Source organism: Rhodococcus sp. GB-02 (assembly GCF_053470465.1).
In genome coordinates, this window is sequence record NZ_JBPUKE010000001.1 from 546187 (window position 1) to 571709 (window position 25523).

Here is a 25523-nt window from a genome sequence, read left to right on the forward strand (position 1 = left end):
ACATCCACCCCAGAACTGCTGCGGGTCAGATCACGGATTCCCGTCTACGCTAGCGAACTGTGGATCCCGTTTACAGAACAGTCATCGGCATCGCCCGTACCGTCTTCGCTTTCGAGGGCCTGAAGTTCTCCGTCAAGGGAGAGCAGAACATCCCGGCGTCCGGTGGCGCCGTGATCGCGATCAACCACACCGGATACATGGACTTCACGTATGCGGGACTGCCGGCGCGGACCCCGAAGCGCTACATCCGGTTCATGGCCAAGAAGGAAGTCTTCGACAACAAGATCTCCGGACCGATCATGCGGGCCCTCAAGCACATCCCGGTCGATCGCGGGGCCGGGGCCGACTCCTACAAGGCAGCCGTCGATTTCCTGAAGCGTGGCGAATTGGTGGGCGTGTACCCCGAAGCCACGATCAGTCGGAGCTTCGAGATCAAGGAATTCAAGTCCGGCGCCGCGCGGATGGCGATCGAGGCCGGCGTCCCGATCGTTCCCGTCGTCATCTGGGGCGCTCAGCGCGTCTGGACGAAGGGTTATCCGAAGCGTTTGGGCCGTACCAACACTCCTATCTCCATCGCAGTCGGCGAGCCGATCGCACCTTTCGAGCCGGCGAGTGAGCTGACGGCGAAGCTGCACTCGACAATGCAGGAGTTGCTGCTCGATCTGCAGAAGAACTACGACCACCCGGCAGGTGAGTACTGGGTGCCTGCCCGCCTCGGTGGCAGCGCCCCGACGCTCGAGCAGGCGGACAAGATGGACGCCGACGAGGCCGCGGCAAAGGCCAAGGCTCGCGAGGCGCGGAAGTCCGAAGGCTGACCGATGTCCTTCGAACCCGTTTACACCGCCGTCGAGGTAGTCGCGCGTGGTCTGAGCGGTTTCCAGGGTGTGAAGGTCACCCGCACCGGGACTGAAAACGTCCCGGTGTCCGGTGGAGCGGTCATCGCGATCAACCACACGAGCTACCTCGATTTCATCCCGGCCGCTCTGGCGGTCGGCACCGCAAAACGCAAGCTCAGGGTGATGGCCAAGGCCGAGTTGGCGGACAACAAGGTACTCGGCTTCCTCATGCGTGGATGCGGCGTCATCGAAGTCGATCGCTCTGCCGGAGCGCAGGCGTATCGAGCCGGAGTCGACGCCCTGAAGCGGGGCGAGTTGGTGGGCGTCTACCCGGAGGCGACGATCAGCCGGAGCTTCGAGATCAAGGAAATGAAATCCGGGGCAGCTCGGATGGCCATCGACGCCGGCGTTCCGATCATTCCGCTGATCGTCTGGGGCGCACAGCGGATCGTCACCAAGGGCGGACCGAAGAATCTGGGCCGCAATCGCTTCCCGATCTCGGTGGAAGTGGGCGCACCGATCGATCCGGTCGAGCCCGCCGAAGTATTGAGCGAGATCCTGCGCATCGAGATGGATGCGATCCTGCGCCACGTGCAGGACGGGTTCGTGCACGAGCCCGGGGCGTACTGGGTGCCGCGCCGACTCGGCGGTGGCGCACCGACCCCGGAGGAAGCCACGGCAATGGACGCACAGGAACGCGCGAAGCGAGCGCGTTGAGAGAAGGGCGCTGCGCGCTGATGCGTCAGTACACGGCGTTAGCTCCGTACTCGGCCTGCGCACTCGTAAAGCCTTCGTATTCGAGCTGCTCGATCAGTCCGGACCTGGAGAACGACGTCATCTCGAGGTACTGCTCGGCGCTCAGAGCAGCCTGCTTGTTCCAGTCGGCATTCAAATTGTCCACCGCGTACGTCGCATCTTCGGTGGAGAACCCTTCGTACTCGAGCTGTTCGATCAGTCCGCTGCGGGAGAAGGCAGTCATGTCGATGTACTGCTGGGCAGAGCGGACGGCGTTCCGCTGACCGGAACTGACCTGCGGCCTGGCCGGGGCAGGCGCAACTGTCGGAGTGACCACAGGTGCAGGCGCCTGGTAAGTGGTCGTCGTGGGCGCCGCCACCTTGCTGGATGACGGGGCGGGAGCAGCCGGTGGCGCACTGACGATCGGTGCGACAGCTGCAGGCGTCGTAGCGGCAGTGGTAGTCGGTGCAGCTGTGGTGGTCGGTACAGCGGTGGTGGTCGGTGCAGCGGTGGACTTCGAGTCGTCCTTGTCTCGTCCACCGAGGATGCCTGCGACGACAAGCAATACGACGACTCCACCGGCAATCCACGGCCACTTCTTCGACTTCTTCTCAGATTGCGGTTGCGGCGGAGGCACCTGGAATTGAGGCTGGGAGTTCCCGTAAGGCTGGGAGTTCCCATAGGGCGGCGGGGGCAGATCGGGCGGCACGGACATGGGTGTTTCTCCCTTTGTGAAAGTCTTGTTCTCCCGCAATAGATACCAGACCGGTCGGACTGAAATGCGATTTGTGCGAATCTCTCGAGGTTTCGCGATGTCCGGTGCGGTGGCGGACGCGCGAAGCGGGCGCGCTGAGCGAGACCGTCGCACCGGACAGGCACAATGGCGGTGTGAGCCCAGACCGTCGTATCAGCCCTGACCGCCCGACCTTGGTCGCCTCCGATGTCGACGGCACCCTCATCGATCACGACGAGTTGGTCAGCGCCCGCACCCGCGCCGTCGTGCATGCCGTCGTCGAATCCGGCACGCCGTTCCTACTGGCAACCGGGCGCCCTCCGCGTTGGATTTCGCCCGTCGTCGAAGGCTTGGGGTACGCGCCACTCGCGGTCTGCGCCAACGGAGCCGTTGTCTACGACAGCTTCGCCGACCGCGTACTCAGCGCCGCGACCTTGTCGGTGGACGCACTCACCGAACTCTCCGAACTGGCTCTGGTTGCACTCCCCGGGTCGGGATTGGCCGCGGAACGGGTGGGGGAGAGCGCACACGACGCCGCCACCCCGCAGTTCGTCAGCTCGCCGGATTACGAACACGCCTGGCTCAATCCGGACAACACCGAGATGTCCGAGGACGAAGTGCTTGCGGCGCCTGCCGTCAAACTCCTGATTCGTCGTCCGGGCATGACCAGCACGGCGATGTACGACACGCTCGCGCCGCACGTCGGTGCGCTCGCCGACATGACGTACTCCACCGAGAACGGACTGATCGAACTTTCGGCGCCGGGAATCACGAAGGCGTCGGGGCTGGTTGCCGCCGCGGAGCGGTTCGGTTTCGACCTGTCGGGTCTGGTTGCCTTCGGGGACATGCCCAACGACATCCCGATGCTGGGGATGGCACGCCTCGGCGTGGCCATGGGGAACGCTCACCCCGAAGCCAAAGCCGCAGCCGACGAGGTCACTGACACCAATTCGGAGAACGGGGTCGCAAAAGTCCTCGAGCGCTGGTGGTCGTAGAACCCACCAGCGCCCGAGGACGTGTACTGCTCGACTGTCAGCCGACAGGCGCGCTGTTGGCCATTTCCTGGGCAAAGGTTTCGTTGTAGGTCTTGAGGACCTTTGTGACCATGCCGGTGATCTGGTTGAAGATCAGAGAACCGTTCTCGAAGTCGCTGCGCAGGCCGTCCGGGATCGAGTACTCGTCCGAGATCGGCAATCCGAGTTCACCCGCGTCGGAACCGAAGCTCTGCCACGACTTGAAGATCTCGCCGAGCACGGTGAACACTCCGCCGTTGGGGGAGGTGTAAACAGCGCCGTTCTGGAACAACGCACCCTGGTTGCCGAGTTTCGCCTGCAGGATTCCGGACAGTGCCTGGCCGAGGCGTCCGAGGTCACCACCCTCGGCGATCCACTTCTGCGCGAGCGGTGAATTGTCGGTGATCTTCAGAATCTGAGTGACCAGATCCGGGATCGACGATCCGGTGCCACCGGTGACCGTGTCGACCGGAGTGGTCGGCTTGGGCGCAGGCGTCGACGGATTGGAGGGGTTCGACGGGTTCAAGGATCCCCCGATGTTCGCGGCGGCGATGTTCCGGATGTCGTTCATGTGTGCGTACGCGGCATCACCAGGGCAAGCCGTGTTTCCGACGTCGCGGTGGGCGAAGATGATCGGGAGATCCACTGCTGCGCCCTGCGGGTACGGAGTGAACTCTGTGCCCTCGGAGTACATCGTCGTTCGGCCCTTCGGGTCGAGGCCGGCCAGGCCGAGCTTCCAACCGAGGAACTTGCCGACGGCGTTGAGCGTCGCCTGCGAAGGCTCGACAGTGGAGTAGTCACCCATCATCGCGATACCGGTGGTGTTCTCGTTGAAGCCGCCGGCGTGCGCGCCCTGAACTGCCTTGTCGAGTCCGCCTGCGCGGCCTTCGAACGTCTGACCGTACTTGTCGACGAGGACGTTGTATCCGACGTCGCACCAGCCGAGAGTCCGTGCGTGGTAGGCGTAGATCGAGCGGACGATGCCGGCCGATTCTTCCTTGGTGTAGTTGTTGCTGCCCGCGGTGTGATGGACAGTTGCTCCACCGGTGAAGTCGTCGTACGTGGGGGAGTCGCATCGAAGTGACTCGTCTGCTCCCCACTGTGCGCGGGTGATGACTGACGGTCCGCTGCCGCCGAGCGGCGCTGCGACGGCCTGCAGATTGCTGTCTGCCTCGCTGGCACCCGGGTCGATCAGCACGGCGGTGACGGCGTCTGCTGCGGTCGTCACCTGGCGAAGCGGCTTGGACACCGAAGCGGGGGTGTACCCGAGTTCGCCGGTGGCTGCGGGTGCTTCAGCAGGCGCAGGCGCTTCAGCGGGTGCGGCTTCCGGAGCGGGCGCGGGGACAGCTTCCGGCAGGGGTGCGGCTTCCGGAGCCGGAGCCGGCACAGTCTCGGCTGCGGGGGCAGCGGCACCCTGCGGGGTGAGGATCTGGATGGACTTGGTGGCGCCGACGAAGACCGGTTCGGTGGCGGTACCGGAGTTGGTGGCCTGATCCGAGCGGGCGGAGTCGATGGCGTCAGGGGTGAACCACGGGCCCCAGGTGCCGTCTTCGGCGAGGGCACGGACCTTGGACTGCGCCGAGGCGATCGTGTCCGAGGTCAACGCGACCATGCTGAACGGAGTGTCGCGGGTGACTTCCTTGACCACAGCGCCTGGCTCTTCCTCGGAAGGAACCGGAGCGGTCTCGGTCGGGCCGCCGGGAGCAGCGGGTGCCGGGAACAGCTCGGTCGGCAGCGTGATCCCGGGAGGTAGCGGGATTTCGGTCGGGAGCTTGAGGTTTCTCAGATCACCGAGGTTGATGTCGGGGAGATCGAGACCGGTCAGCTCCTTGACCGGAATGATGATGTCGGGCACCGACGCGAGGAGCACCTCTGCGATCTGGGTCGGCACTGCTACTGACGTCGTTTCGTTCGCGGAACGTACATCGGACGTAGTGCTCGTGAAGCCGTAGACCGCAAAAGGACTTGCGACAGCCACTGCGGCTACAGCCCCGAGTACGAGCGAGGGCTTCGGTCGACGGTGTGGCAAGGGATTACTCCTCGGTTGTAGTTACTTGCGAGCGAACTTCAGGGCCGATGACGGCCGTGAACGGAATCCTTCAAAACCGGATCCGAGCAGGTCGGATGCCATGTTCTGGGGTTGAACTCCAGTTTTCGGACGCGTACGTCTGCAACTCGTGATGCTGGTGTGACTCGTGTGACTGGTGTTGCTAACTCCAAACACTCTTGCCACACTAGTCACAAAAGTCCATAACGCTCAACCTTAGGGTGAGACTTTAGTTAAATCGTTGTGGACTGGCCTGCGCGCGGAGTACCGACTTCGCGGACTCGTGAGGCCGGTAGCGATGAGGAGAGCATTGATGGCGAGAAGCGGAAGAAGCGGAATTGCAGGTAAGAAGCCTGCGTCCGGTCGCGCAGGTCGCTTTCTGGTGGGCGGACCCGGGAGGCGAACCTCGCTGATGCGGGTCTCGGTCCTCGGTCTCGTTCCGGCTCTTGCGCTCGGCGTCGCGATCGGAGGTTTCACGCAAATCCGCGCTGACGAGCCGTCGATCCTGCACGCCGTCGCCGCCGATACACAATTCACGCTCTCCGGTCATGGCAACGGACACGGCCGCGGAATGGGGCAGTGGGGCGCTTACGGCTACGCCAAGAACGACGGCTGGTCCGGCGAGCGAATCCTCAGTCACTACTACGGCGGAACTGTCCTGGACTCGATGCCGCCCGCCCAGATGAGTGTGCGGCTCACAGCCCAGGACAACTCGACGCTCGACGTCTACTCCGACGCCGGCCTCGTGGTCAACGGTCAGCGCACCGCGCCCGGCGAGGCTGCCCATCTCACTGCACTGCCCGGTGGCGGTGCGCAGGTGGTTGTCACCAGCGGGTGTGGTGGCGGGGTCGTCTGGGAAGCGGTCACCGAGCATCCGTGGGTGGATCCGGTGGATCTCAGTCCCGATCGACCCGCCGACCAGTTCCTGAAGCTGTGCGACAATGACGCGCCCTACCGCGGTGCCCTCGGCGTAGTGCTTGACAACGGCTCGGCGCGGACGGTGAATCTTCTCGATATGGAGGACTACCTGCTCGGCGTGGTGCCGGTCGAGGCCAAGGCGGAATGGGCCGATTCCGGTGGGGCCGAAGCACTACGGGCGCAAGCGGTGGCAGCACGTTCGTACGCTGCAACCGAACATCGGTCTTCGTACGCCGACACCTGCGACACGCAGGACTGCCAGGTGTACGGCGGGGCGGGCAAGGAAGATCCCCGCACCACCGAGGCGGTTCGCTCCACCGCCGGCGCGGTTCTGTCACGGGACGGCAAGATTGTGGCCACTGAATTCTCCTCGTCCACAGGAGGTTACAGCTCCGGCGGTGAGTTCCCGGCCGTCGAAGATCTTGGCGACGCACTGTCTCCCAATCACGATTGGACCGTGAATCTGACCGCAGGGCAGATTGCGGACGCCTTCGGTGTCGGCGAGCTGCAATCGCTCAAGATTCTCTCGCGCAACGGATTCGGTACCGACGGCGGGCGAGTGACGGCAGTCGAGGTGGTCGGTACAGGCGGCACGGTCGGTGCGACCGGAATGCAGTTCCGTCAGAAACTCGGCCTGAAATCGGACTGGTTCACCATCGGCGACGGCGCCGGTGTGGTAGTGGCACCGGATTCGGAATCGACAGTGCCGGAATCCAATTCGCCATCCGACGATCCATCGGGTACGGTTACGGAGACGCAGATCGAGAAGAAGTATCGGGAGCTCGGCGGTGAAAGCGGCTCTCTCGGTGCTCCTGCCGGCCCGGAGATGCAGTTGCCCTCCGAAGCAGGCACTTTCCGTGTCTACGAAAACGGAACCATCATCTGGACAAAGGTTTTGGGTGCGCAGGTAGTTGATGCCAACGTGCTCCGCGAGTGGATACCGACGGGCGGAAGCTAGGGGAAGGTCGGTCGGTAGCGACTCGCACGTATCGACTCTGAAGGGTCTCCGCCGCAATCCGGTGGGGGCCCTTCAGGTCGTTCAGGGCTCATTGGTTGTCGGTCAGATGGTCGGAGCGTCGCCGAGCAAGCGGTACTCGAGCCACAACTCCGCACGTTCCGTGGGGGAGCCGAGGTCCAGCTGGAGAAGGCTCTCGATCCGAGCGAGTCTGCTGCGCAACGTATGCCGATGAATATTCAGCGCTGTGGCTGCGGCGTCGCCCACACCGTTGTGTGCCAACCACATGGCCAAGGTTCGGTAGAGATCGCTACCGCCCTTCGCTTCCAGGAGTGGGCGCAAGTGTGCCGCCGCGAATGCCGTCGAGCGATCCTGATCGAGAAACGCGGACAATCCGCTCTCCGAGAGTTCGGCGAACCGCATCGAGGGTAGGTTGCGTGCGCCGGCCTCGGCTGCTGCCTGCGCGGCTTGGCGTCTGGCGCGCGAGAGATCGTCCCACCACAACATGTCCGACACGCCGACGGTTACGTCGATTTCGTTGACACGGGCGAGAATTCGACCGCTGTCCGTGGCAGAGACGACGGCGATCAGTGCGCCGTCCGTGATGCCGAATGCCAGATCGCGGCTGAGGCCGTCGAGCAGTGAGACGGACACGCTCTCGAGCAGACCGCTGGGACCCGCTACGTGGAAGACCTGGAAAGGCTCGACTGGAAATCCTCCCCACAATTCCCCGGAGATGTTGCGGGCGAGCGCATTCTGGCCTTCGAAGAGCTGATGCATCGCAACGGTGCGCAGATGGTTCATCGTCAGCTGCGCGTCTCGGGTTCGAGCCGTCATCAAGGTGAGCAGAGACGCGGCTGCGATGACGATGCCCTGATTCAGAGAACCGACGGCGCCGGGGCAGCCGGCAACGAGGTATCCCATCAGCTTCCCCCTCGACGTCAGCAGAGGGTGGGAGATGACGTCCTCGTTCTCGCTCGTGAGGAAACTGACTTCCATCGGGCGGGCGTCGCGCTCGGGGGCCGTTCGCTCGATTCCTGCGGCCGCGGCGGTGTGTGAGATCTCGACGGTATGGCCGGCGGAGTCCAGCAGGGCCGCCCATCCGCCGATCAATTCCGCCACCCGTCGTACGACCGCCCGGGTGCCGTTGACCGTCACCGCAGCTTGAAGCAGTCGCCGCAGGCTTTGGTAATTGCTGCGCAGCGCTTTCATGTCGTCGTCGGATTGCGCCTTCGACACTGCTTTGGTCAGGGCGATGAAAGGTGTTCGCAATGGAACGTCGAGGAGGGGCACACTGAAACGGGTGGCCGCATCCACCAGAGTCTGTGGCGCCTGCTCGTATCCGAGGCCGGTTCCGAAACCGATTCCGGCAATTCCGGCCGCCACCAGGGTCCGTACGAATCGGGTCGTTTCCGAGGCCGTCGTCGGTAGTGACACCCCGGTGATGAGCAGTAGTTCGCCGCCGTCGAGGAAGGGCGTCGGATCAGGAAGTTCGGAGACATGTGCCCAGCTCAGGGTGCGATCGAGCTGATCGTGCCCCGCCAGGACGCGAAGGCCGAACTGTTCGGTCGCACAGAGTTGGCGGAGCGTGATGGGCATGGGTCCAGTCTGACACCCTGGACTCGCCACTTTGTAGTGCCTGCGGTCACGTTTGTACAAAGTGGAGCCTGACGCGAGCTTGCCGAAGGTCCGACACTGGCGCTATCGAAAATGCGCTCCAGCAGAGCGTCACCGAGATCCACGTCCCGAACAGCCCACAAGGAGTACTGATGTCCAGTACAGACCAGCCGGCACTTCAGCACACGCTGAAGAAGCGGCATCTGTCGATGATTGCGATCGCGGGCGTCATCGGCGCCGGACTGTTCGTCGGCTCCGGTGTGGCAATTCAGGAGACGGGCCCAGGCGTCCTGGTCTCCTACGCACTTGCCGGTGTCGTCGTCATCCTCGTGATGCGCATGCTCGGTGAGATGTCGGCAGCGTCGCCGGAAACCGGCTCGTTCTCGTCGTACGCCGACAAGGCCATCGGCCGCTGGGCGGGCTTCTCGATCGGCTGGCTGTACGCGTGGTTCTGGATCATCGTGCTCGGCATCGAGGCCACTGCCGGTGCCCTCATCATGAATCGCTGGGTTCCCGGCGTTCCCCAGTGGACCTGGGCATTGATTCTGATGATCGTGCTGACGCTGACCAACATCATCTCGGTCAAATCCTTCGGTGAGTTCGAGTTCTGGTTCGCGTCCATCAAGGTCGTCGCCATCATCGCGTTCCTCGGCATGGGTGTCGTGGCGATCTGCGGATGGATGCCGGGCGTCGAAGCACCCGGAATGACCAACCTGACCGGTCACGGCGGTTTCCTGCCGAACGGAACAGGAGCCATGCTCGCCGCAGTCCTTGTGGTCGTGTTCTCGTTCTTCGGCGCCGAAATCGCCACCATCGCCGCCGGTGAATCGGCCAACCCGCTCGAAGCTGTTCGTGCAGCCGTCAAGTCCGTCGTCTGGCGAATCCTCATCTTCTACATCGGCTCGATCGCGGTGGTCGTCACGCTGCTTCCCTGGGACAGCGCATCGGTCGCGCTCAGCCCGTACGTCGCCGTCATGGACTCCTACGGCATTCCGGCCGCAGGCAACATCATGGACGTCGTCGTTCTCACGTCGGTGCTGTCTTGCCTCAACTCCGGTCTCTACACCGCGAGCCGCATGATCTTCTCCCTCGCCGGTCGCGGCGACGCCCCCAAGTCGCTCTCACGTATCGAGAAGACCGGCGTCCCGATGCGTGCCGTCCTCGTCTCGACGATCGTCGGCTTCCTGACCGTCGGCATGAACTACCTCTCCCCGGACAAGGTTTTCCTGTTCCTGGTCAACTCCTCCGGAGCGATCGCACTGTTCGTCTGGCTCGTCATCTCGGTGTCCCAGCTGCGTACCCGCCGCAAGCTCGAAGCTTCGGGCCAGGAGCTGGAACTCAAGATGTGGTTCTTCCCGTACCTCACCTACGCGACGATCGCTGCCATCATCGCGCTCTGCATCGGCATGCTCACCCTGGACTCGACTCGCAGTCAGATGTTCGTGTCCCTGGGGCTCGCAGCGATCCTCGTGGGCATCGGGCTCTACCGCTACCGGAATTACAAAGACACCGAAGCCGCCGACGCCGAGGTCGCGCCGGTAGCCGAGAGCGCTCCCACACCCTGACACCAACGTCCCCATCTGCGAGATACTTCGATGTCCTAGTATCGGCCACGGACAGAGAAATCGACGTGAGCACAGCAGATGGGGACAATCATGACCACACCCGAACCGATCGTCATCGTCGACGGGGCCAGGACCCCAGTCGGTAGCTTCGGCGGCGTCTTCAAGGACGTACCCGCACACGAGCTGGGTGCCACAGCAGCCAAGGCCGCGCTGAGCCGCGCCGGCGTTGCACCCGAAGACATCGACGAGGTCGTCATGGGCTGCATCGGCCAGGTCGGCCCAGACGCCTACAACGCACGCCGCGTGGGCATCGCCGCCGGACTGCCCGAGAACGTTCCCGCCTACACCGTCAACCGCCTCTGTGGCAGCGGCCTGCAGGCCGTGTGGTCGGCGGCGATGCAGATGCGCTGGGGCGCAGCTGCCATCACCCTCGCCGGCGGCGACGAGAGCATGTCCCGCATGCCCTTCTACGACTTCGCAGCCCGCTCGGGCTACAAGCTCGGCGATCGCAGCCTCGTCGACGGCACCGTCGCCATGCTCACCGACCCGTTCAGCAAGGCTCATATGGGCCGCACCGCCGAAGCCGTCGCCCGCAAGTACGGCGTCAGCCGCGAGCAGCAGGACGAGTTCGCCGTCGAATCTCAGCGCCGCGCTGCTACCGACGCAGCCAAGGCAGCATTCGCCGAGGAAATCACTCCCGTCGAGACCGGTGGTCGACGCTCGGTCACCATCACCGAGGACGAGCATCCCAAGCCCGGAACCACTGTCGAAACCCTCGCCAAGCTGCGCCCCGCATTCGAAGAAGGCGGATCCGTCACCGCCGGTAACGCGTCGGGCATCAACGACGGCGCCGGCGCACTCGTCCTCGCGACAGGCACCGAGGCAGCCAAGCGCGGCCTCACCGGACTCGTCACGCTCGAAACCGTCACGACGGCAGCCATGGAGCCCGGCCTGATGGGCTACGCTCCCGTGCTCGCTCTCGAAAAGCTTTTTGCGCAAACAGGATTGAAGCCGTCCGACATCGGCACCGCCGAGGTCAACGAGGCCTTTGCTTCGCAGGCCATCGCCGTCATCCGCGACAGCGGGTTGGATCCGGAGAAGACCAACCCGTACGGCGGAGCCATCGCCCTCGGGCACCCCGTCGGCGCCACCGGAGCCATCCTGACCCTGCGCGCGGCCCGCGACATGGTCCGTCGCGACCTCGAATTCGGCATCGTCACCATGTGCATCGGCGGCGGTCAAGCACTCGCTGCCCTGCTGAAGCGGGTCTGATCATGGCGACCAAGCGCAAGCCGTCGTGGCACGACGAAGAGATCACCGCAGTAGCCGAACTGGCCCGTGGTTTCTTCGATCGTGAACTGATCGCCAAGCGTGAGCAGTGGGACGCTCAGCATCGCGTCGACCGATCCGTGTGGCTCGAAGCCGGCAAGCTCGGCCTGCTGTGCTGCTCGATTCCCGAGGAATACGGCGGGGGCGGTGGAACTTTCGCGCACGATCTCGCTGTCTTCGAGGCGCAGGGCTACTGCGGTGACTATGCACTCGGCAACTCGGTGCACAGTGGCATCGTCGCCCACTACGTCCTCGAGTACGGCAACGAAGAGCAGAAGAAGGCCTGGCTGCCCGGCATGGCGACGGGTGAAATCCTCGGCGCCATCGGAATGACCGAGCCGGGAACAGGTTCCGACCTCAAGGCCATCACCACCTCCGCGATCCGCGACGGTGACCACTACGTCGTGAACGGGTCGAAGACCTTCATCACCAACGGTGGCAGCGCCGACATGATCGTGCTCGCCGTCAAGACCGATCCCAAGGCCGGAGCCAAGGGAGTCTCGCTCTTAATCGTGGATCTTCGTGACTGCGAAGGCTTTGCTGTCGGCCGCGTGCTCGACAAGGTCGGTCAGCACGGCGCCGATACGTCCGAGCTGTCCTTCACCGACGTTCGCGTTCCGGTGTCGAACCTCCTCGGTGAGTCCGAAGGGCTCGGCTTCGGTCAGCTGATGGCGCAACTGGTGCAGGAACGCCTCATCATCGGCGCGCAGGCCATCGGCACCATCGAGCGTGCAGTCGAGGAGACCGTCGCGTACACCAAGGCGCGTCAAGCGTTCGGGCACAGCCTCTTCGAGTTCCAGAACACCGCCTTCGAGCTCGCCGAGTGCCAGACGATCGCACGCACCTGTCGCGTGTTCCTCGACAATTGCATCGAGGATCACCTCAACGGCGAGCTGGACGGCGCCGACGCCGCCATGGTCAAGTACTGGCTCACCGAGCAGCAATGCGCCGTCGTCGACCGGTGCGTGCAGCTTTACGGCGGGTACGGCTACATGCGTGAATACCCGATCGCGCGCATGTACGAGGACTCCCGCGTGCAGAAGATCTACGCCGGTGCCAACGAAGTGATGAAGGGCATCATCGCGAAGAGTCTTTGATCACCGGCGTCGAAAACCATTGACACCGACCGGGCACCCACCGAGCATTTCGGTGGGTGCCCTTTGTGTGCCTACAAGTGGTATCGAGCTGTTCGGAAGGCAAACACTGATGAGCTTCACCATCGACGTCGGATCGGCGCGCGTCACACAACTGACCGAACTGGCCCATTGGCCGTTTCCACCGCGAGAGCTTTTTCCGCACGCGGGTGAGACGGAGATCGAGGAAGCGTCGGCACGGCTGACACCGGAGTTCTTCGAGGCGGAAAGCGGCGACCTCGTACTTGCCATCCACACCTACCTGGTGGAGATCGGCGGTAAGGCCATCGTCGTCGACACCGGCAACGGCAACAGCAAGCACCGACCGAACCTCTTGCCGCACCACATGTTCGGTACCGACTACCTCTCACGCTTCACGGCCACCGGCGTCGCCGTGGACGACGTCGATATGGTGGTCAGCACACATCTGCACCCCGATCACTGTGGTTGGAACACCAACCTCGACGCCGAAACCTGGCGGCCCACCTTTCCCCTCGCGACCTACATTTTCGACCGCACCGAACTGACTGCGCTCGAACAACTCGCCGCCGACGGCCCACACGAAGGAGTGGTCTCGGATCTCGCGCAGACCTTCGAGGACAGCGTCCGTCCCGTTCTGGACGGGGCGAAGTGGGCGGCGGTCGGCGACGGTCACGTCCTGGCCGCATCGGCAGGCACAAGCGTCGTCGTGCGCAGCGCGCCCGGTCACACACCGGGCCACATCGTGATCGAGATTCGCACTGCTGACGGTGGCGCCGTCATCTCCGGCGACGTGATCCACCATCCGATTCAGTTTCTGTACCCGGACCTCAGCCAGGGCGGTGACGCTGACCCCGACATCGCCAGGGTCACTCGCCGCGCACTTCTCGAACGCTGCGCGTCGGAGGGACTCCTTCTACTTCCCGCGCACTTTCCGGTCGACGAACCGATCACCATCGGTTTCGATACGGCGGGTGTGCCGAGTGCGGCGGGTCTGATTGGTCCCGCAGCGTCCTGACTTGCCGCATCGGCCCTGGTGACGCATCCAACCCTCGGCTTCCGAACAGGTCCGATACCCTGGTTCATCGTGACCGCTGCAAATTCAGAGACCGCCCGTGCCCAGTACGACCTGATCGTCGTCGGTTCGGGATTCTTCGGGCTGACCATCGCCGAGCGTGCCGCTACCCAACTGGGTAAGCGCGTGCTGGTGCTGGATCGCCGTCACCACCTGGGGGGGAACGCATACTCGGAGGCAGAGCCGGAGACCGGCATCGAGGTCCACAAGTACGGTGCCCACCTGTTCCACACCTCGAACAAGAAGGTCTGGGACTACGTCACCCAGTTCACGGAGTTCACGAGCTACCAGCACCGCGTGTTCGCGCTGCACAAGGGGCAGGCGTACCAGTTCCCGATGGGACTCGGCCTCGTGTCGCAGTTCTTCGGTCGGTACTTCACGCCCGAAGAAGCTCGCGCCCTCATCGCCGAGCAGTCCAGCGAGATCGACTCTAAGGATGCCTCCAACCTCGAAGAGAAGGCGATCTCCCTGATCGGGCGCCCACTCTACGAAGCATTTGTGCGTGACTACACCGCAAAGCAGTGGCAGACCGACCCCACCGAGCTGCCCGCGGCGAACATCAGCCGCCTGCCCGTCCGCTACAACTTCGACAACCGCTACTTCAACGACACCTACGAGGGCCTACCCGTCGACGGCTACACGGCGTGGCTCGAGAACATGGCTAAGGATCCGAAGATCGAGGTCCGCCTCGACACCGATTACTTCGACGTCCGCGACGAACTGCGCACCGCCAGCCCTGACGCACCTGTCATCTACACGGGCCCCCTCGACCGCTACTTCGACTACTCCGAAGGTTCGCTCGGATGGCGCACCCTCGACTTCGAGACCGAGGTTCTGCCCACCGGAGACTTCCAGGGCACCCCCGTCATGAACTACAACGACGCGGACGTCCCGTTCACCCGCATCCACGAGTTCCGTCACTTCCATCCGGAGCGCGAGTACCCGACCGACAAGACCGTCATCATGCGTGAGTTCTCACGTGCCGCCGAGTCGACGGACGAGCCGTACTACCCGATCAACACTCCCGAGGATCGCGAGAAGCTCTCCGCGTACCGCTCACGCGCCAAGAAGGAGACCGCGGAGAACAAGGTCCTCTTCGGTGGGCGCCTCGGCACCTACCAGTACCTGGACATGCACATGGCAATCGCCAGCGCGCTGACCATGTTCGAGAACACCCTGCGCCCGCATCTCGAATCGGGTGCGGAATTGGCAGGGGAGAGCGAATGAACGCACGTCATCTACTCGAAGGCGAAGATGCCGTCAGCGGCGACGAAGTGACTTACCTCGGTAAGTCCCTGCTCCAGCGGATCATCCTGCCCCGCGCCGGTGAGCCGCTCGACGTCCGCACGTTGTACTTGGAAGAGTCCTGGTCCAACAGTCGGCGGGCGCACTCCACCTCGCGCACGTCGGTAGCGCTAGGCGCCGAGACCGAGGTCTCGTTCGCCACCTACTTCAACGCGTTCCCCGCCAGCTACTGGCGGCGCTGGTCCATTCTGAAATCTGTGGTCCTGCGTCTGGAACTGTCCGGACACGGCCGCGTCGACATCTACCGTTCCAAGGCGGATTCCTCGCGAATTCACGTGGAAGGCAAGGAATTTGCCGACGGCGATGCCGCGCTCGAGTTCGAGGTGGAACTGGCGCCGTTCGAGGACGGTGGCTGGATCTGGTTCGACATCACCACCGATACGGCCGTGGTCGTCGAGAGCGGTGGCTGGTACGCGCCCGTCGAAGCACCCGGCGAAGCGACTGTCGCCGTTGGCATTCCGACGTTCAACCGTCCGACGGACGCGGTCAAGGCGCTTGCTGCACTGGCTTCGGATCCGCTGGTGTCGGACGTGATCAAGGCCGTCATCATGCCGGATCAGGGCACCCGCAAGGTGCGTGACGAACCCGGATTCGCCGAAGCTGCTGCAGCGCTCGGTGATCGGCTCGCCATTCACGATCAGGGCAACCTCGGCGGTTCGGGCGGATACAGCCGAATCATGTACGAGGCACTCAAGACCACGCAGTGTCAGCACATTCTGTTCATGGACGACGACATCGAGATCGAACCCGACTCGATTCTGCGTGCGCTTTCGTTCTCACGTTTCGCGAAGTCGCCGATGCTGGTGGGTGGGCAGATGCTCAACCTGCAGGAACGCAGCCACCTCCACGTGATGGGTGAAGTGGTCAACCGCGGCACCTTCATGTGGTCCGCGGCGCCGAACGTCGAATACGACCACGACTTCTCGAAGAAACCGCTGCGCGAATCGAAGCTCCTGCACCGCCGCATCGACGTCGACTTCAATGGCTGGTGGATGTGCATGATCCCGCGTCAGGTCGCGGAAGAGCTCAAGCAGCCTCTCCCGCTGTTCATCAAGTGGGACGACTGCGAATACGGTTTGCGCGCAAAGAAAGCCGGATATCCGACCGTCACGTTGCCCGGTGCCGCGATCTGGCACATGGCATGGAGTGACAAGGACGACGCCATCGACTGGCAGGCGTACTTCCACCTCCGCAACCGTCTGGTGGTGGCCGCGCTCCACATGCCGGGCAAGGGCCGCGGCCTCGTCGTCAACACGGTGAAAGCAACCCTGAAGCACCTGCTGTGCCTCGAGTACTCCACCGTCGCGATCCAGAACAAGGCCATCGCGGACTTCCTCGCCGGACCCGAGCACGTCGCGAACATGCTGCCGACAGCACTCGGTGAGGTCCACGCCCAGCGCAAGGAATTCTCCGACGCCGTCGTACTGCCGTCGTCGACTGCGCTTCCGCTGCCCTCGGGTGCGGATGTCGGGGACGTGAGCCTGCCGTTGTCGACCGTCGCGAAGATCACCCGGGTCCTCAAGGCCGGAGTGCACAACGTGAAGCCGGCCAAGCCGGAACACCTCGAGCGCCCTCAGCTCAACGTGCCGACCATCGACGCCCGTTGGTTCCTGCTCTCACAGGTCGACGGTGTCACCGTCACCACGGCTGACGGTCGCGGCGTCGTCTACCGCAAGCGAAACCCGAAGCTTGCACTCGAACTCCTCAAGGAAGCCACACGGTTGCGCCGCGAACTCGCCGCGCGTTTCCCTGAGCTCAAGAAGCAGTACCAGGACGCCGTTCCTTCACTGACCAGCACGGAAAGGTGGGAACGTGTCTTCGGCATCTCCTGAAGTACGGATTCTGGCCGGAATTCAATCGACCGTCGGGCAGTTGCCGGGAGCCGTGAAGGTCGCCCGCGGCATGTCGCACTTCGGTGAGCACTCCCTCGGGTGGATCGCGATCGCAGCCGTCGGAGCCGCCGTGGACAAGCCGCGTCGACGCGAATGGGCCGGAGCGGCCGTCGGAGCGTTCGGTGCACACGCCGCCTCCGTGGTGATCAAACGAGTTGTCAGGCGCAAGCGACCTTCGGATCCGTCGGTGCAGGTCAACGTCTCGACGCCGAGCAAGCTCAGCTTCCCGTCGTCACACGCGACGTCGACGACGGCGGCGGCTGTGCTGATCGGTCGACTCACCGGGCTACCCTTACCGGCGTTGCTGGTGCCCCCGATGATGCTCTCGCGTCTGGTCCTGGGAGTTCACTACCCGACCGACGTACTCGCCGGAGCGGCACTGGGAGCCGCATCCGCGGCGGTAGTTCGCCGGGTCGAAGAAGCCAGAGCCGAACAGAAATGTGGAGATAAATGAGCGAGGAACCGGCTACGGTCAGCGGACCCCCGAAGTCCCTGCCCGCCGGCATCGTCAAGGCGCTTCGCCCACGTCAGTGGGTCAAGAACGTCCTTGTGCTGGCAGCGCCCATCGCGGCCGGAACCGCCACCGAAGGCGACGTGCTCCTGCCCGTCGCGCTGGCGTTCGTCGTGTTCTGCATGGCGGCATCGGGCATCTACCTCGTCAATGACGCGATGGACGTCGAAGCCGACCGTGCTCACCCCACGAAGCGATTCCGTCCCATCGCGGCCGGAGTTCTGCCCGTCAACATCGCCTACGGCATGGCAGTCGTACTGCTGTCCGCTGCGATCGGCCTGTCCTTCCTGGCCAACTGGCAACTCGCCGTGGTCATGGGCGTGTACATCGTCATCCAGCTCGCGTACTGCTTCGGCCTCAAGCATCAGGCCGTCATCGACATTTGCATCGTCTCGTCCGGCTTCCTGCTTCGGGCGATCGCCGGTGGCGTTGCCGCCGAGATCGATCTCTCGCAGTGGTTCCTGCTGATGATGGCTTTCGGTTCGCTCTTCATGGCCGCAGGCAAGCGTTACGCCGAACTGCAGTTGGCCGAGAAGACCGGCGCGAAGATCCGTAAGTCCCTCGAGAGCTACACGATGACGTACCTGCGTTTCGTGTGGACGATGGCAGCGACGACGCTGGTCCTCTGCTACGGACTGTGGGCGTTCCAACAGGACGCCATCAAGGGCACCAACTGGTACGCCATCTCGATGGTGCCGTTCACCATCGCGGTGCTGCGATACGCGGTGGACGTCGACGGCGGCGAAGCCGGAGAGCCTGAGGAGATCGCGCTCGGTGACCGGGTGTTGCAACTCCTCGCGATTGCGTGGATCGGAGTAGTGGGTGTCGCTGTCTACCTCGTCTGAGCCACGCACCGAGGCCGACCCGCACGTCGACACTGCGGCGAACCGCACCACCCTCAGTCGAGGAGTTTTTCTCGGCGGGGTGGTGCTTGCTGCTGCCCTCATGTTCTGGGGCGCGTGGGAGCGTCGCTGGATCGCCGACGACGGACTCATCGTCTTGCGAACCGTCCGCAATCTGCTGGCGGGGAACGGCCCGGTCTTCAATGCGGGTGAACGTGTCGAGGCGAACACGAGTACCGCGTGGACGTACATCGTCTACGCATTCAGCTGGCTCACGCAGATCCGCCTCGAATACGTCGTCCTGACGATCGCGCTCGTACTCTCGACTGCTGCTGTCGTGTTGGCGATGCTCGGCACCGGTCGTTTGTACCGCGGCGTGCGGCGGTCGGCGGGCGGAACGATCCTGCTGGTTCCGGCAGGTGTTCTCGTCTACATCGCTGTTCCGCCTGCGAGAGATTTCGCCACGTCCGGGCTCGAAACGTGCCTGGTGATCTTCTGGATCGCGCTCCTGTGGCTATTGCTCGTTCGGTGGGCGCAGGCGTCGACGCCGTCCACAGCGTCAATCCTGACTCTCTCGTTCGTGGCCGGCCTCGGACCACTGGTTCGACCCGAGATGGCGATTCCCGGTGCTGCCGCGTTGATGATGATCGTTCTCTCCGCCGGCCTGACCTGGAAGATTCGCACACTGATCGTGGTCGTCGCGGGACTTGTCCCGGTGGGCTATCAGATCTGGCGAATGGGCTATTACGCCTTGCCGTACCCGAACACCGCGGTGTCGAAGGACGCCGGTGGCGCGAAGTGGGCGCAGGGTTTTGCGTACCTGTGGAACCTCGTCGGGCCCTACCTGCTCTGGTTGCCGTTGCTGTTCCTGCTCATCGGTGCGCTGCTGCTCGTGTGGCGAAGCCGAGCGGACGCACCAGTCACCGCCACCGATCAACCGGCACGCCCGCTGTGGCAGCGCTTTCAGCAGTTCCTGCGCACCCCGCGGGCGGTTGTCACCTTCATTCTCGGCAGTGGGCTGATCCTCGGGATCTACTCGCTGCGCGTCGGCGGCGACTTCATGCACGGCCGCGTCCTGTTGCCGGTGCTATTCTGCCTGCTCATCCCGGTCGCGGTCATTCCGTTGCGGGTACCTGCCAGGTCAGCGTTCGGCAGCAACCGAGACACCGCAATCTTCGGTGTCTCAGCGGTGCTGTGGATCGGCACGATCATCTGGGCTTTCTTCGCCGCCAACACGACGGGGATGCCGGAAGGCTCCGTGGTGGGACGCTCGGGAATCGTCGACGAGCGCGCGTTCTACGCACTCAACACCGGTCACAAGCACCCGATCCTCGCTGAGGACTACCTCGACTATCCGCGGATGCGTGCCATGGTCGAGACCATTGCGCGGACCCCGGAGGGTGGGCTGCTGCTGCCGTCGGCGAGCTACGACTCCTGGTTCGTCGTCCCGCCGCCCGGACCGCTCGCAGAGCCGGCCGAGCACGTCGTCTTCTTCCTCAACCTCGGAATGACGAGCATGAACGTCGGCCTCGACGTCCGGGTGCTCGATCAGATGGGCCTGGCGTACCCGCTGGCAGCTCACACCGAGCGACTCGAGGACGGCCGGATCGGGCACGACAAGAATCTCTATCCGGACTGGGTGGTCGCGGACACGGGAATGATCGACGTTCGCCCGTGGCTGCCGTTCTTCCTCGACGAGGACTGGGTTGCGGACGCGAAGCTGGCCATCACCTGCCCGGAAACGCAGGAGCTGCTGACGTCGTACCGCTCCGAGCTGACCTGGGCCAGATTCAAACAGAACTTCCAGCAGGCATTCGACTTCGCGAAGTACCGATTCGACCGGGTTCCGGCCTACGAATTGGAACGCTGCGGGCTCGTGTCGCCAGAGCCACCCAGGTGATGTGATCAGCATCACCGACGGTTGAGGGTTTGAATATTTCGATTCAGTAACACCGAATCGATTGGCCACGATGTACTCGAAGACGATTCACCTAACCTGAATCGCCCCCAGGGGTGACGACGGTGTCGCTCGCGGACTGGGACGTAACGATCTGTCTATTTGTCACAGCTGAACCTGTGACATAAAGTCCAGCGAGCGCAGTGTGACTTGGAAGAGGTCCGCTGCCGACCTGAACTTGTTCGGGCTGGCAGAAAAGCCTGTTCCCCGACGGAATCCGCCGGAACCACTCACCGAGTGGGTGCCGCAGACGAAGAGAGAGAGCAGTATCCATGCGTTTTGCCAGAAAGAGGCTGACCCAGCGCCTCAAGCACCGAGCGTTGGCCATCGGTGCCGCAGCACTTGTGCTTCCCCTTGCTGCAGGTGTTGCCGGTAGTGCTGTCGCCTCTGCTGCGCCCGCGCACACTGCTCCCAGCCGCACCGTCCAGTCGGGCGGATACGACGAGCTGTGGGTGCCCTCCTCGATGGGCAACATCAAGGTCCAGGTCCAGTGGGCCGCTCGCGGCGGAAACGCTGCCCTCTACCTCCTCGACGGTCTGCGTGCGCGTAACGACGCCAACGCGTGGAGCTTCGAGACCAATGCGATGGACCAGTACCGCAACGACAACATCACCCTCGTGATGCCCGTCGGTGGCGAGTCCAGCTTCTACAGCGACTGGTATGCACCGTCGAACTTCAACGGCCAGCAGATCACGTACAAGTGGGAAACATTCCTCACGCAGGAACTCCCCAACTTCCTCGCGAACTACGGCGTTTCGCCCACCAACAACGCGGTCCTCGGCCTCTCGATGGGTGGCAGCGCTGCTCTGACGCTGGCTGCTTACCACCGAGACCAGTTCAAGTTCGCCGGCTCGCTGTCGGGCTACCTGAACATCTCGGCTCCCGGTATGCGCGAGGCAATCCGCGTCGCAATGCTCGATGCCGGTCGCTTCAACGTCGACTCCATGTGGGGACCGCCGTGGAGCCCGTCCTGGCTGCGAAACGACCCGTTCGTCTTCGCCCCGCGTCTGCAGGGCCTGTCGATGTACATCTCGTCGGCAAGCGGCCTGCCCGGTGAATACGACCACCCGCGCGCACCGATCGACTACTACAACACGGCTAACGGCATGGGCCTCGAAGCTCTCGCCCTGGTCAACACCCGTGCATTCCAGATCCGCATGAACTCGCTGGGTATCCCGGCCACCTACAGCTTCCCGTCCAACGGCACGCACTCGTGGCCGTACTGGTCGGCAGAGCTGTGGAAGGCTCGCGGCCAGATCCTCGACACCATGAACGCTTGGTGATCGTGCGCGATCCCGTGACCTAGTCACTTCACCAGTGCCGTTCCGGACTCCTCGAAGGAGAACCGGGACGGCACTGGTGTATTCAGGTGCTGCACGAGCGCCAGATGTCAGTAACAATTGCACCACCAGTAACAGCGCGGCTACCCCAAGCAGGGATCGTTTGCGTGTAGAAATAGTTTCAACGGGGGTCTGGCTGCTCAGGCGGCTCCACGATCGACGCGCGGACCGAACGTAAGGAAAGAGAGTGAGCTCATGCGAGTAGGCCTTGCCAGGGAGGACCGTCGCCGGTCCCGGGCAACCTTCCGGACAAAGGTCGTCGGCGCACTGGCAGCGATGCTGGTTTTGCCGATCGCCGCGGGCTTGACGACTGCCGGAACCGCGGCAGCCGCGCCGGCACCTGCTCAGGCCGCACCGGCCGTGACCCAGAACCCCACCGGAGCAGCGGTCACGAAGGTCGACTGGCTCAGTGAGCGTCGCGTCGCACTGTGGGTGAACTCTCCCGCGATGGGCACCCCGATTCAGGTGCAGATCCTCTTGGCCCGGGATTGGAACGTCAATCCTTCGGCCAGCTTCCCCTCGGTCTGGATGCTCGACGGTCTTCGCGCGACCGACAACGAGAACGCCTGGACCTACGAAACCGACGCAGAGTCCTTCTACGCCGACAAGAACGTCAACGTCATTCTTCCCGTCGGCGGTCAATCCAGCTTCTACTCCGACTGGCTCCAGCCCGACAACGGCAAGAACTACCAGTGGGAGACGTTCCTGACCAAGGAACTGCCCTCCATCCTCGAAAAGGACTGGCGCACCACGCAGACGCGCGGAGTCGTCGGACTGTCGATGGGCGGAACGTCCGCGATGTTCCTCACGGCGCGTAACCCAGGCTTCTTCAAGTTCGCGGCTTCGCTGTCCGGCATCCTCACCACCACTTCGCTCGGCATGCCTCAGGCAATCCAGTTCGCGATGACCGACGCCGGTGGATACAACTCCGCCGCGATGTGGGGACCGCCGTCCAACGCGCAGTGGGCTGCACACGATCCGTACGCGCTCGCCGAGAAGCTCAAGGGCGTCAGCCTGTACGTCTCGAGTGGTAGCGGTACGACAGGCCCGTACGACCAGCCGTCGGGAATTCCCGGCGTGAGCACAAACTACGCAGGCATGGGCCTCGAGATCCTCGCTCGCCTGACCTCGCAGACCTTCGCGACCAAGCTGAACCAGCTGGGAATCCCCGCGCAGGTCAACTACCGCCCGTCCGGTACCCACTCGTGGCCGTACTGGCAGTTCGAGCTCCATCAGCTGTGGCCGCAGTTGGCCAACGCTATCGGCGTCGAGGTCGAGAAGCCGGCTTGCGGCACGTCGGGTGAGATCGGTGCGACGGCTGCAGCCAACGGTTGGATCGGCGACTGCATCACGCCCGAGTACAGCGTCGCGGGTGGCCTGGCTCAGGACTTCCGCAACGGTCGCATCTACTTCACCAGTGGAACGGGTGCTCAGCCTGTCGCCGGCCGTATCGCCGGCGCGTACATGAACACCGGAGCAGCGGCGGGCCCGCTCGGCTTCCCGCGTACTCCCGAACTCGGTACGCCCGACGGACGCGGACGCTTCAACCACTTCCAGAACGGCTCCGTCTACTGGACCCCGCAGACCGGCGCTCACCCCGTCAGCGGCGACATCCTCGCCGAGTGGTCCGCACAGGGATGGGAAGGTGGCCCGCTCGGCTACCCGACCGCAGACGAGATCGCGACCCCCGGCAAGCCAGGCAAGGTCCAGGGATTCGAGATCGGCGCGATGTACAGCAGCGCCAACGGAACTCACGCGGTTCTCGGAATGATCATGGGCAAGTACGGCGAACTCGGCTGGGAAAACGGCTGGCTCGGATTCCCGAAGTCGAACGAGGTTCCGATCAAGGACAACGGACGCTTCACCGAGTTCGAGGGCGGCAACATCTACTGGAGCCCCGGCAGCGGTGCTTGGTCCGTCGAGAACGGCCCGCTCTTCGACGGTTGGAAGAGTGTCGGTTACGAAGGTGGACGACTCGGATTCCCGATCAGTGACAAATTCGACATTCCCGGTGGTGTCCAGCAGAACTTCCAGTTCGGCTACATCACGGTGATCGGTGACAAGACAGAAGTTCACTAACTCACAGTGGTGCACGACGGGCGGGCCCGATCACGGATCGGTGCCCGCCCGCGTGCGTTGCGTAACCTGTTGATGGACTTTCGACTGAAGGCAAGGACGGACATTGATGTCGCTTTTCTCGGGTAACCGAAACACTTGTGCACGCGCGATCGCGGTCGGCGCCCTGGCGCTCGCCACCGGTGGCGCACTTGTCGCGTGCGGTAGTGACGACTCCACTGCAACCTCCAATCCGGTCACCACGACGTCCGCTGCGGCTTCGTCCTCGAGCGGATCGGCGTCCGCGTCCGCCTCGGCGACCACGACGGCTTCGGCTGCGCCCACCAGTCCAGGAGCCGCGGCCACCGCGCCGCCGGAGCAGCCGCAGAGCATCGAAGGCTTCCCGGGGCCCACAGTCGTCGAGGTCAGCCCCGAGGCGCAGAAGTTCCTGGACGGGCTGAAGGCGAAGGGCATCACCCCGGCCGGTGACGGAAGCATCGCCGTCAACACGGCCAATTACATCTGCGCTGCCGGTCCTCAGACCGACGACGAGGTCCTGACCTTCGTGACCGCCTTCGTCGGCCAGGAAGCGTCGGCGGAAGGCAAGCAGATCACTCCCGATCAGGCAGGTGCGAACGCTCAGATCTACATCGACGTCGCCAACGCCACCTACTGCAAGTAGGAGCGGGAAATGGCGAGGTCTGGAAAGCGTCGTGGGTGCCTGATCCCGCTGCTGATCATTCTTGTGGTCGCAGCGGTCGTGATCGGCGGTTGGTACATCCTGGCCGGGCGGGTGCCCTCGCCGACTCCGATCCCGCCGAGCCCGGAGCCGCCGGTGACTCAGCCGGCCAGTTGCCCCGATGTCCAGGTAGTAGCCATACCGGGTACGTGGGAGTCGAGCGCTACCGACGACCCGTACAACCCGACGGCCAATCCGGCGTCGTTGATGCTGAACGTGACCCGCCCTCTGCAGGAGAAGTTCGATACTTCACGGGCCGACGTCTACACCGTTCCGTACGTCGCACAGTTTTCGAATCCGGTTGCGATCCCGCCGGACGGACAGCAGTCCTACAACAACAGTCGGGCCGCGGGAACTGCTGCCACTAACGACTTTCTGATGAAGCGGCACGCCGAGTGCCCGCTCACGAGCTACGTCCTGACCGGATTCTCCCAGGGTGCGGTGATCGCGGGTGACGTCGCAGCGAGTATCGGCGACGGCAGCGGCGCGGTGCCAGCCGATCTGGTTCTGGGCGTCGGCCTGATCGCCGACGGTCGGCGCGATCCGGCGTTCGGGAACACCGTTGGCCCAAGCGTTGCCGGTGTCGGCGCCGAGCTGTCGCTGAACGGGCTGAAGCTTCCCGGTCTCACGATGACCGGCCCGAGGCCTGGCGGTTTCGGTGACCTCAACGACCGGACCTATCAGATCTGCGCGCCCAGCGACGGTATCTGTGACGCTCCGGCCGCCGCTCTCAACCCGACCAACTGGCTGAGTTCGGCGCCGCGACTGCTCGAGTACTACAACAACCCTGTGCACGCGATGTACAACTCCTTCCAGGTCGATCCGAACGGCACGACGGCCACCCAGTGGATGGCACAGTGGGCTGCGGAGAAGATCGACGCCGCGCCGACGCCGCCCCACAGTTGAGACGCCGCCGCACTGTTGATTCGTCACAATCGGGCGTCTCG

The 25523-nt window shown here is 63.9% G+C and carries 20 protein-coding genes; 17 read left to right on the forward strand and 3 right to left on the reverse strand.

The genetic code is table 11. The features are described 5' to 3' along the window. Positions 1-59: 59 nt before the first annotated feature. Positions 60-815, forward strand: a complete 756-nt coding sequence (locus ACSW29_RS02645; protein ID WP_230817678.1) for a lysophospholipid acyltransferase family protein — start codon at positions 60-62, stop codon at positions 813-815. A 3-nt stretch (positions 816-818) separates the two neighbouring features. Next, the gene (locus ACSW29_RS02650; RefSeq protein ID WP_448276362.1) at positions 819-1553 is read left to right on the forward strand and encodes a lysophospholipid acyltransferase family protein; all 735 of its coding nucleotides are present in this window, start codon (positions 819-821) and stop codon (positions 1551-1553) included. A gap of 25 nt (positions 1554-1578) precedes the next feature. On the opposite strand, the gene ACSW29_RS02655 is transcribed toward ACSW29_RS02650, so the two are convergent. Continuing rightward, positions 1579-2286: an Ltp family lipoprotein gene (locus ACSW29_RS02655; RefSeq protein WP_317826674.1), complete on the reverse strand. Its 708-nt coding sequence runs from the start codon at positions 2284-2286 to the stop codon at positions 1579-1581. Between the two features lie 191 nt (positions 2287-2477). Between ACSW29_RS02655 and ACSW29_RS02660 the strand changes: the two genes are divergently transcribed. Beyond that, positions 2478-3299: an HAD family hydrolase gene (locus ACSW29_RS02660; protein ID WP_230817692.1), complete on the forward strand. Its 822-nt coding sequence runs from the start codon at positions 2478-2480 to the stop codon at positions 3297-3299. 37 nt (positions 3300-3336) lie between these two features. Here the strand turns inward: ACSW29_RS02660 and ACSW29_RS02665 are convergent, their stop codons facing one another. Beyond that, positions 3337-5346: an N-acetylmuramoyl-L-alanine amidase gene (locus ACSW29_RS02665; protein WP_448276364.1), complete on the reverse strand. Its 2010-nt coding sequence runs from the start codon at positions 5344-5346 to the stop codon at positions 3337-3339. 331 nt (positions 5347-5677) lie between these two features. Here ACSW29_RS02665 and ACSW29_RS02670 point away from each other — a divergent pair, with 331 nt between their 5' ends. Next, a complete protein-coding gene (locus ACSW29_RS02670) occupies positions 5678-7240 on the forward strand; it encodes a SpoIID/LytB domain-containing protein (RefSeq protein WP_448276365.1) in 1563 nt (520 codons plus the stop codon). A 102-nt stretch (positions 7241-7342) separates the two neighbouring features. On the opposite strand, the gene ACSW29_RS02675 is transcribed toward ACSW29_RS02670, so the two are convergent. Beyond that, a complete protein-coding gene (locus ACSW29_RS02675; protein ID WP_448276366.1) occupies positions 7343-8836 on the reverse strand; it encodes a PucR family transcriptional regulator in 1494 nt (497 codons plus the stop codon). A gap of 170 nt (positions 8837-9006) precedes the next feature. Here ACSW29_RS02675 and ACSW29_RS02680 point away from each other — a divergent pair, with 170 nt between their 5' ends. From ACSW29_RS02680 to ACSW29_RS02740, 13 genes are all read left to right on the forward strand, one after another. After that, the gene (locus ACSW29_RS02680) at positions 9007-10419 is read left to right on the forward strand and encodes an amino acid permease (protein WP_448276368.1); all 1413 of its coding nucleotides are present in this window, start codon (positions 9007-9009) and stop codon (positions 10417-10419) included. Between the two features lie 90 nt (positions 10420-10509). Further along, positions 10510-11691: a thiolase family protein gene (locus tag ACSW29_RS02685; protein ID WP_448276369.1), complete on the forward strand. Its 1182-nt coding sequence runs from the start codon at positions 10510-10512 to the stop codon at positions 11689-11691. A 2-nt stretch (positions 11692-11693) separates the two neighbouring features. Beyond that, entirely contained in the window at positions 11694-12845 is a 1152-nt protein-coding gene (locus ACSW29_RS02690) for an acyl-CoA dehydrogenase family protein (RefSeq protein ID WP_317826668.1), read from the forward strand. Between the two features lie 109 nt (positions 12846-12954). Beyond that, positions 12955-13878: an MBL fold metallo-hydrolase gene (locus ACSW29_RS02695; RefSeq protein ID WP_448276371.1), complete on the forward strand. Its 924-nt coding sequence runs from the start codon at positions 12955-12957 to the stop codon at positions 13876-13878. Positions 13879-13947: 69 nt separating this feature from the next. Beyond that, complete coding sequence (glf, locus tag ACSW29_RS02700; protein ID WP_317826666.1) at positions 13948-15162, forward strand: UDP-galactopyranose mutase; 1215 nt, start codon at positions 13948-13950, stop codon at positions 15160-15162. After that, the gene (locus tag ACSW29_RS02705) at positions 15159-17072 is read left to right on the forward strand and encodes a glycosyltransferase (protein ID WP_448276372.1); all 1914 of its coding nucleotides are present in this window, start codon (positions 15159-15161) and stop codon (positions 17070-17072) included. The genes glf and ACSW29_RS02705 overlap by 4 nt, the downstream gene beginning before the upstream one ends. Then, positions 17053-17586 (forward strand): phosphatase PAP2 family protein, encoded by a 534-nt coding sequence (locus tag ACSW29_RS02710; RefSeq protein ID WP_230817658.1) that lies wholly within the window; start codon positions 17053-17055, stop codon positions 17584-17586. The genes ACSW29_RS02705 and ACSW29_RS02710 overlap by 20 nt, the downstream gene beginning before the upstream one ends. Further along, entirely contained in the window at positions 17583-18488 is a 906-nt protein-coding gene (locus tag ACSW29_RS02715; protein ID WP_230817656.1) for a decaprenyl-phosphate phosphoribosyltransferase, read from the forward strand. Before ACSW29_RS02710 ends, ACSW29_RS02715 begins: the two co-directional genes overlap by 4 nt. Further along, the gene (gene zomB, locus ACSW29_RS02720; RefSeq protein WP_317826664.1) at positions 18466-20385 is read left to right on the forward strand and encodes a flagellar motor control protein ZomB; all 1920 of its coding nucleotides are present in this window, start codon (positions 18466-18468) and stop codon (positions 20383-20385) included. The genes ACSW29_RS02715 and zomB overlap by 23 nt, the downstream gene beginning before the upstream one ends. A gap of 329 nt (positions 20386-20714) precedes the next feature. Beyond that, positions 20715-21725 (forward strand): alpha/beta hydrolase, encoded by a 1011-nt coding sequence (locus ACSW29_RS02725; RefSeq protein WP_230817654.1) that lies wholly within the window; start codon positions 20715-20717, stop codon positions 21723-21725. A gap of 252 nt (positions 21726-21977) precedes the next feature. Beyond that, positions 21978-23861, forward strand: a complete 1884-nt coding sequence (locus tag ACSW29_RS02730) for an alpha/beta hydrolase-fold protein (RefSeq protein WP_230817652.1) — start codon at positions 21978-21980, stop codon at positions 23859-23861. Positions 23862-23967: 106 nt separating this feature from the next. Next, entirely contained in the window at positions 23968-24519 is a 552-nt protein-coding gene (locus ACSW29_RS02735) for a DUF732 domain-containing protein (protein ID WP_317553625.1), read from the forward strand. 9 nt (positions 24520-24528) lie between these two features. Continuing rightward, complete coding sequence (locus ACSW29_RS02740; RefSeq protein WP_230817648.1) at positions 24529-25482, forward strand: cutinase family protein; 954 nt, start codon at positions 24529-24531, stop codon at positions 25480-25482. The last annotated feature ends 41 nt before the right edge of the window (positions 25483-25523 follow it).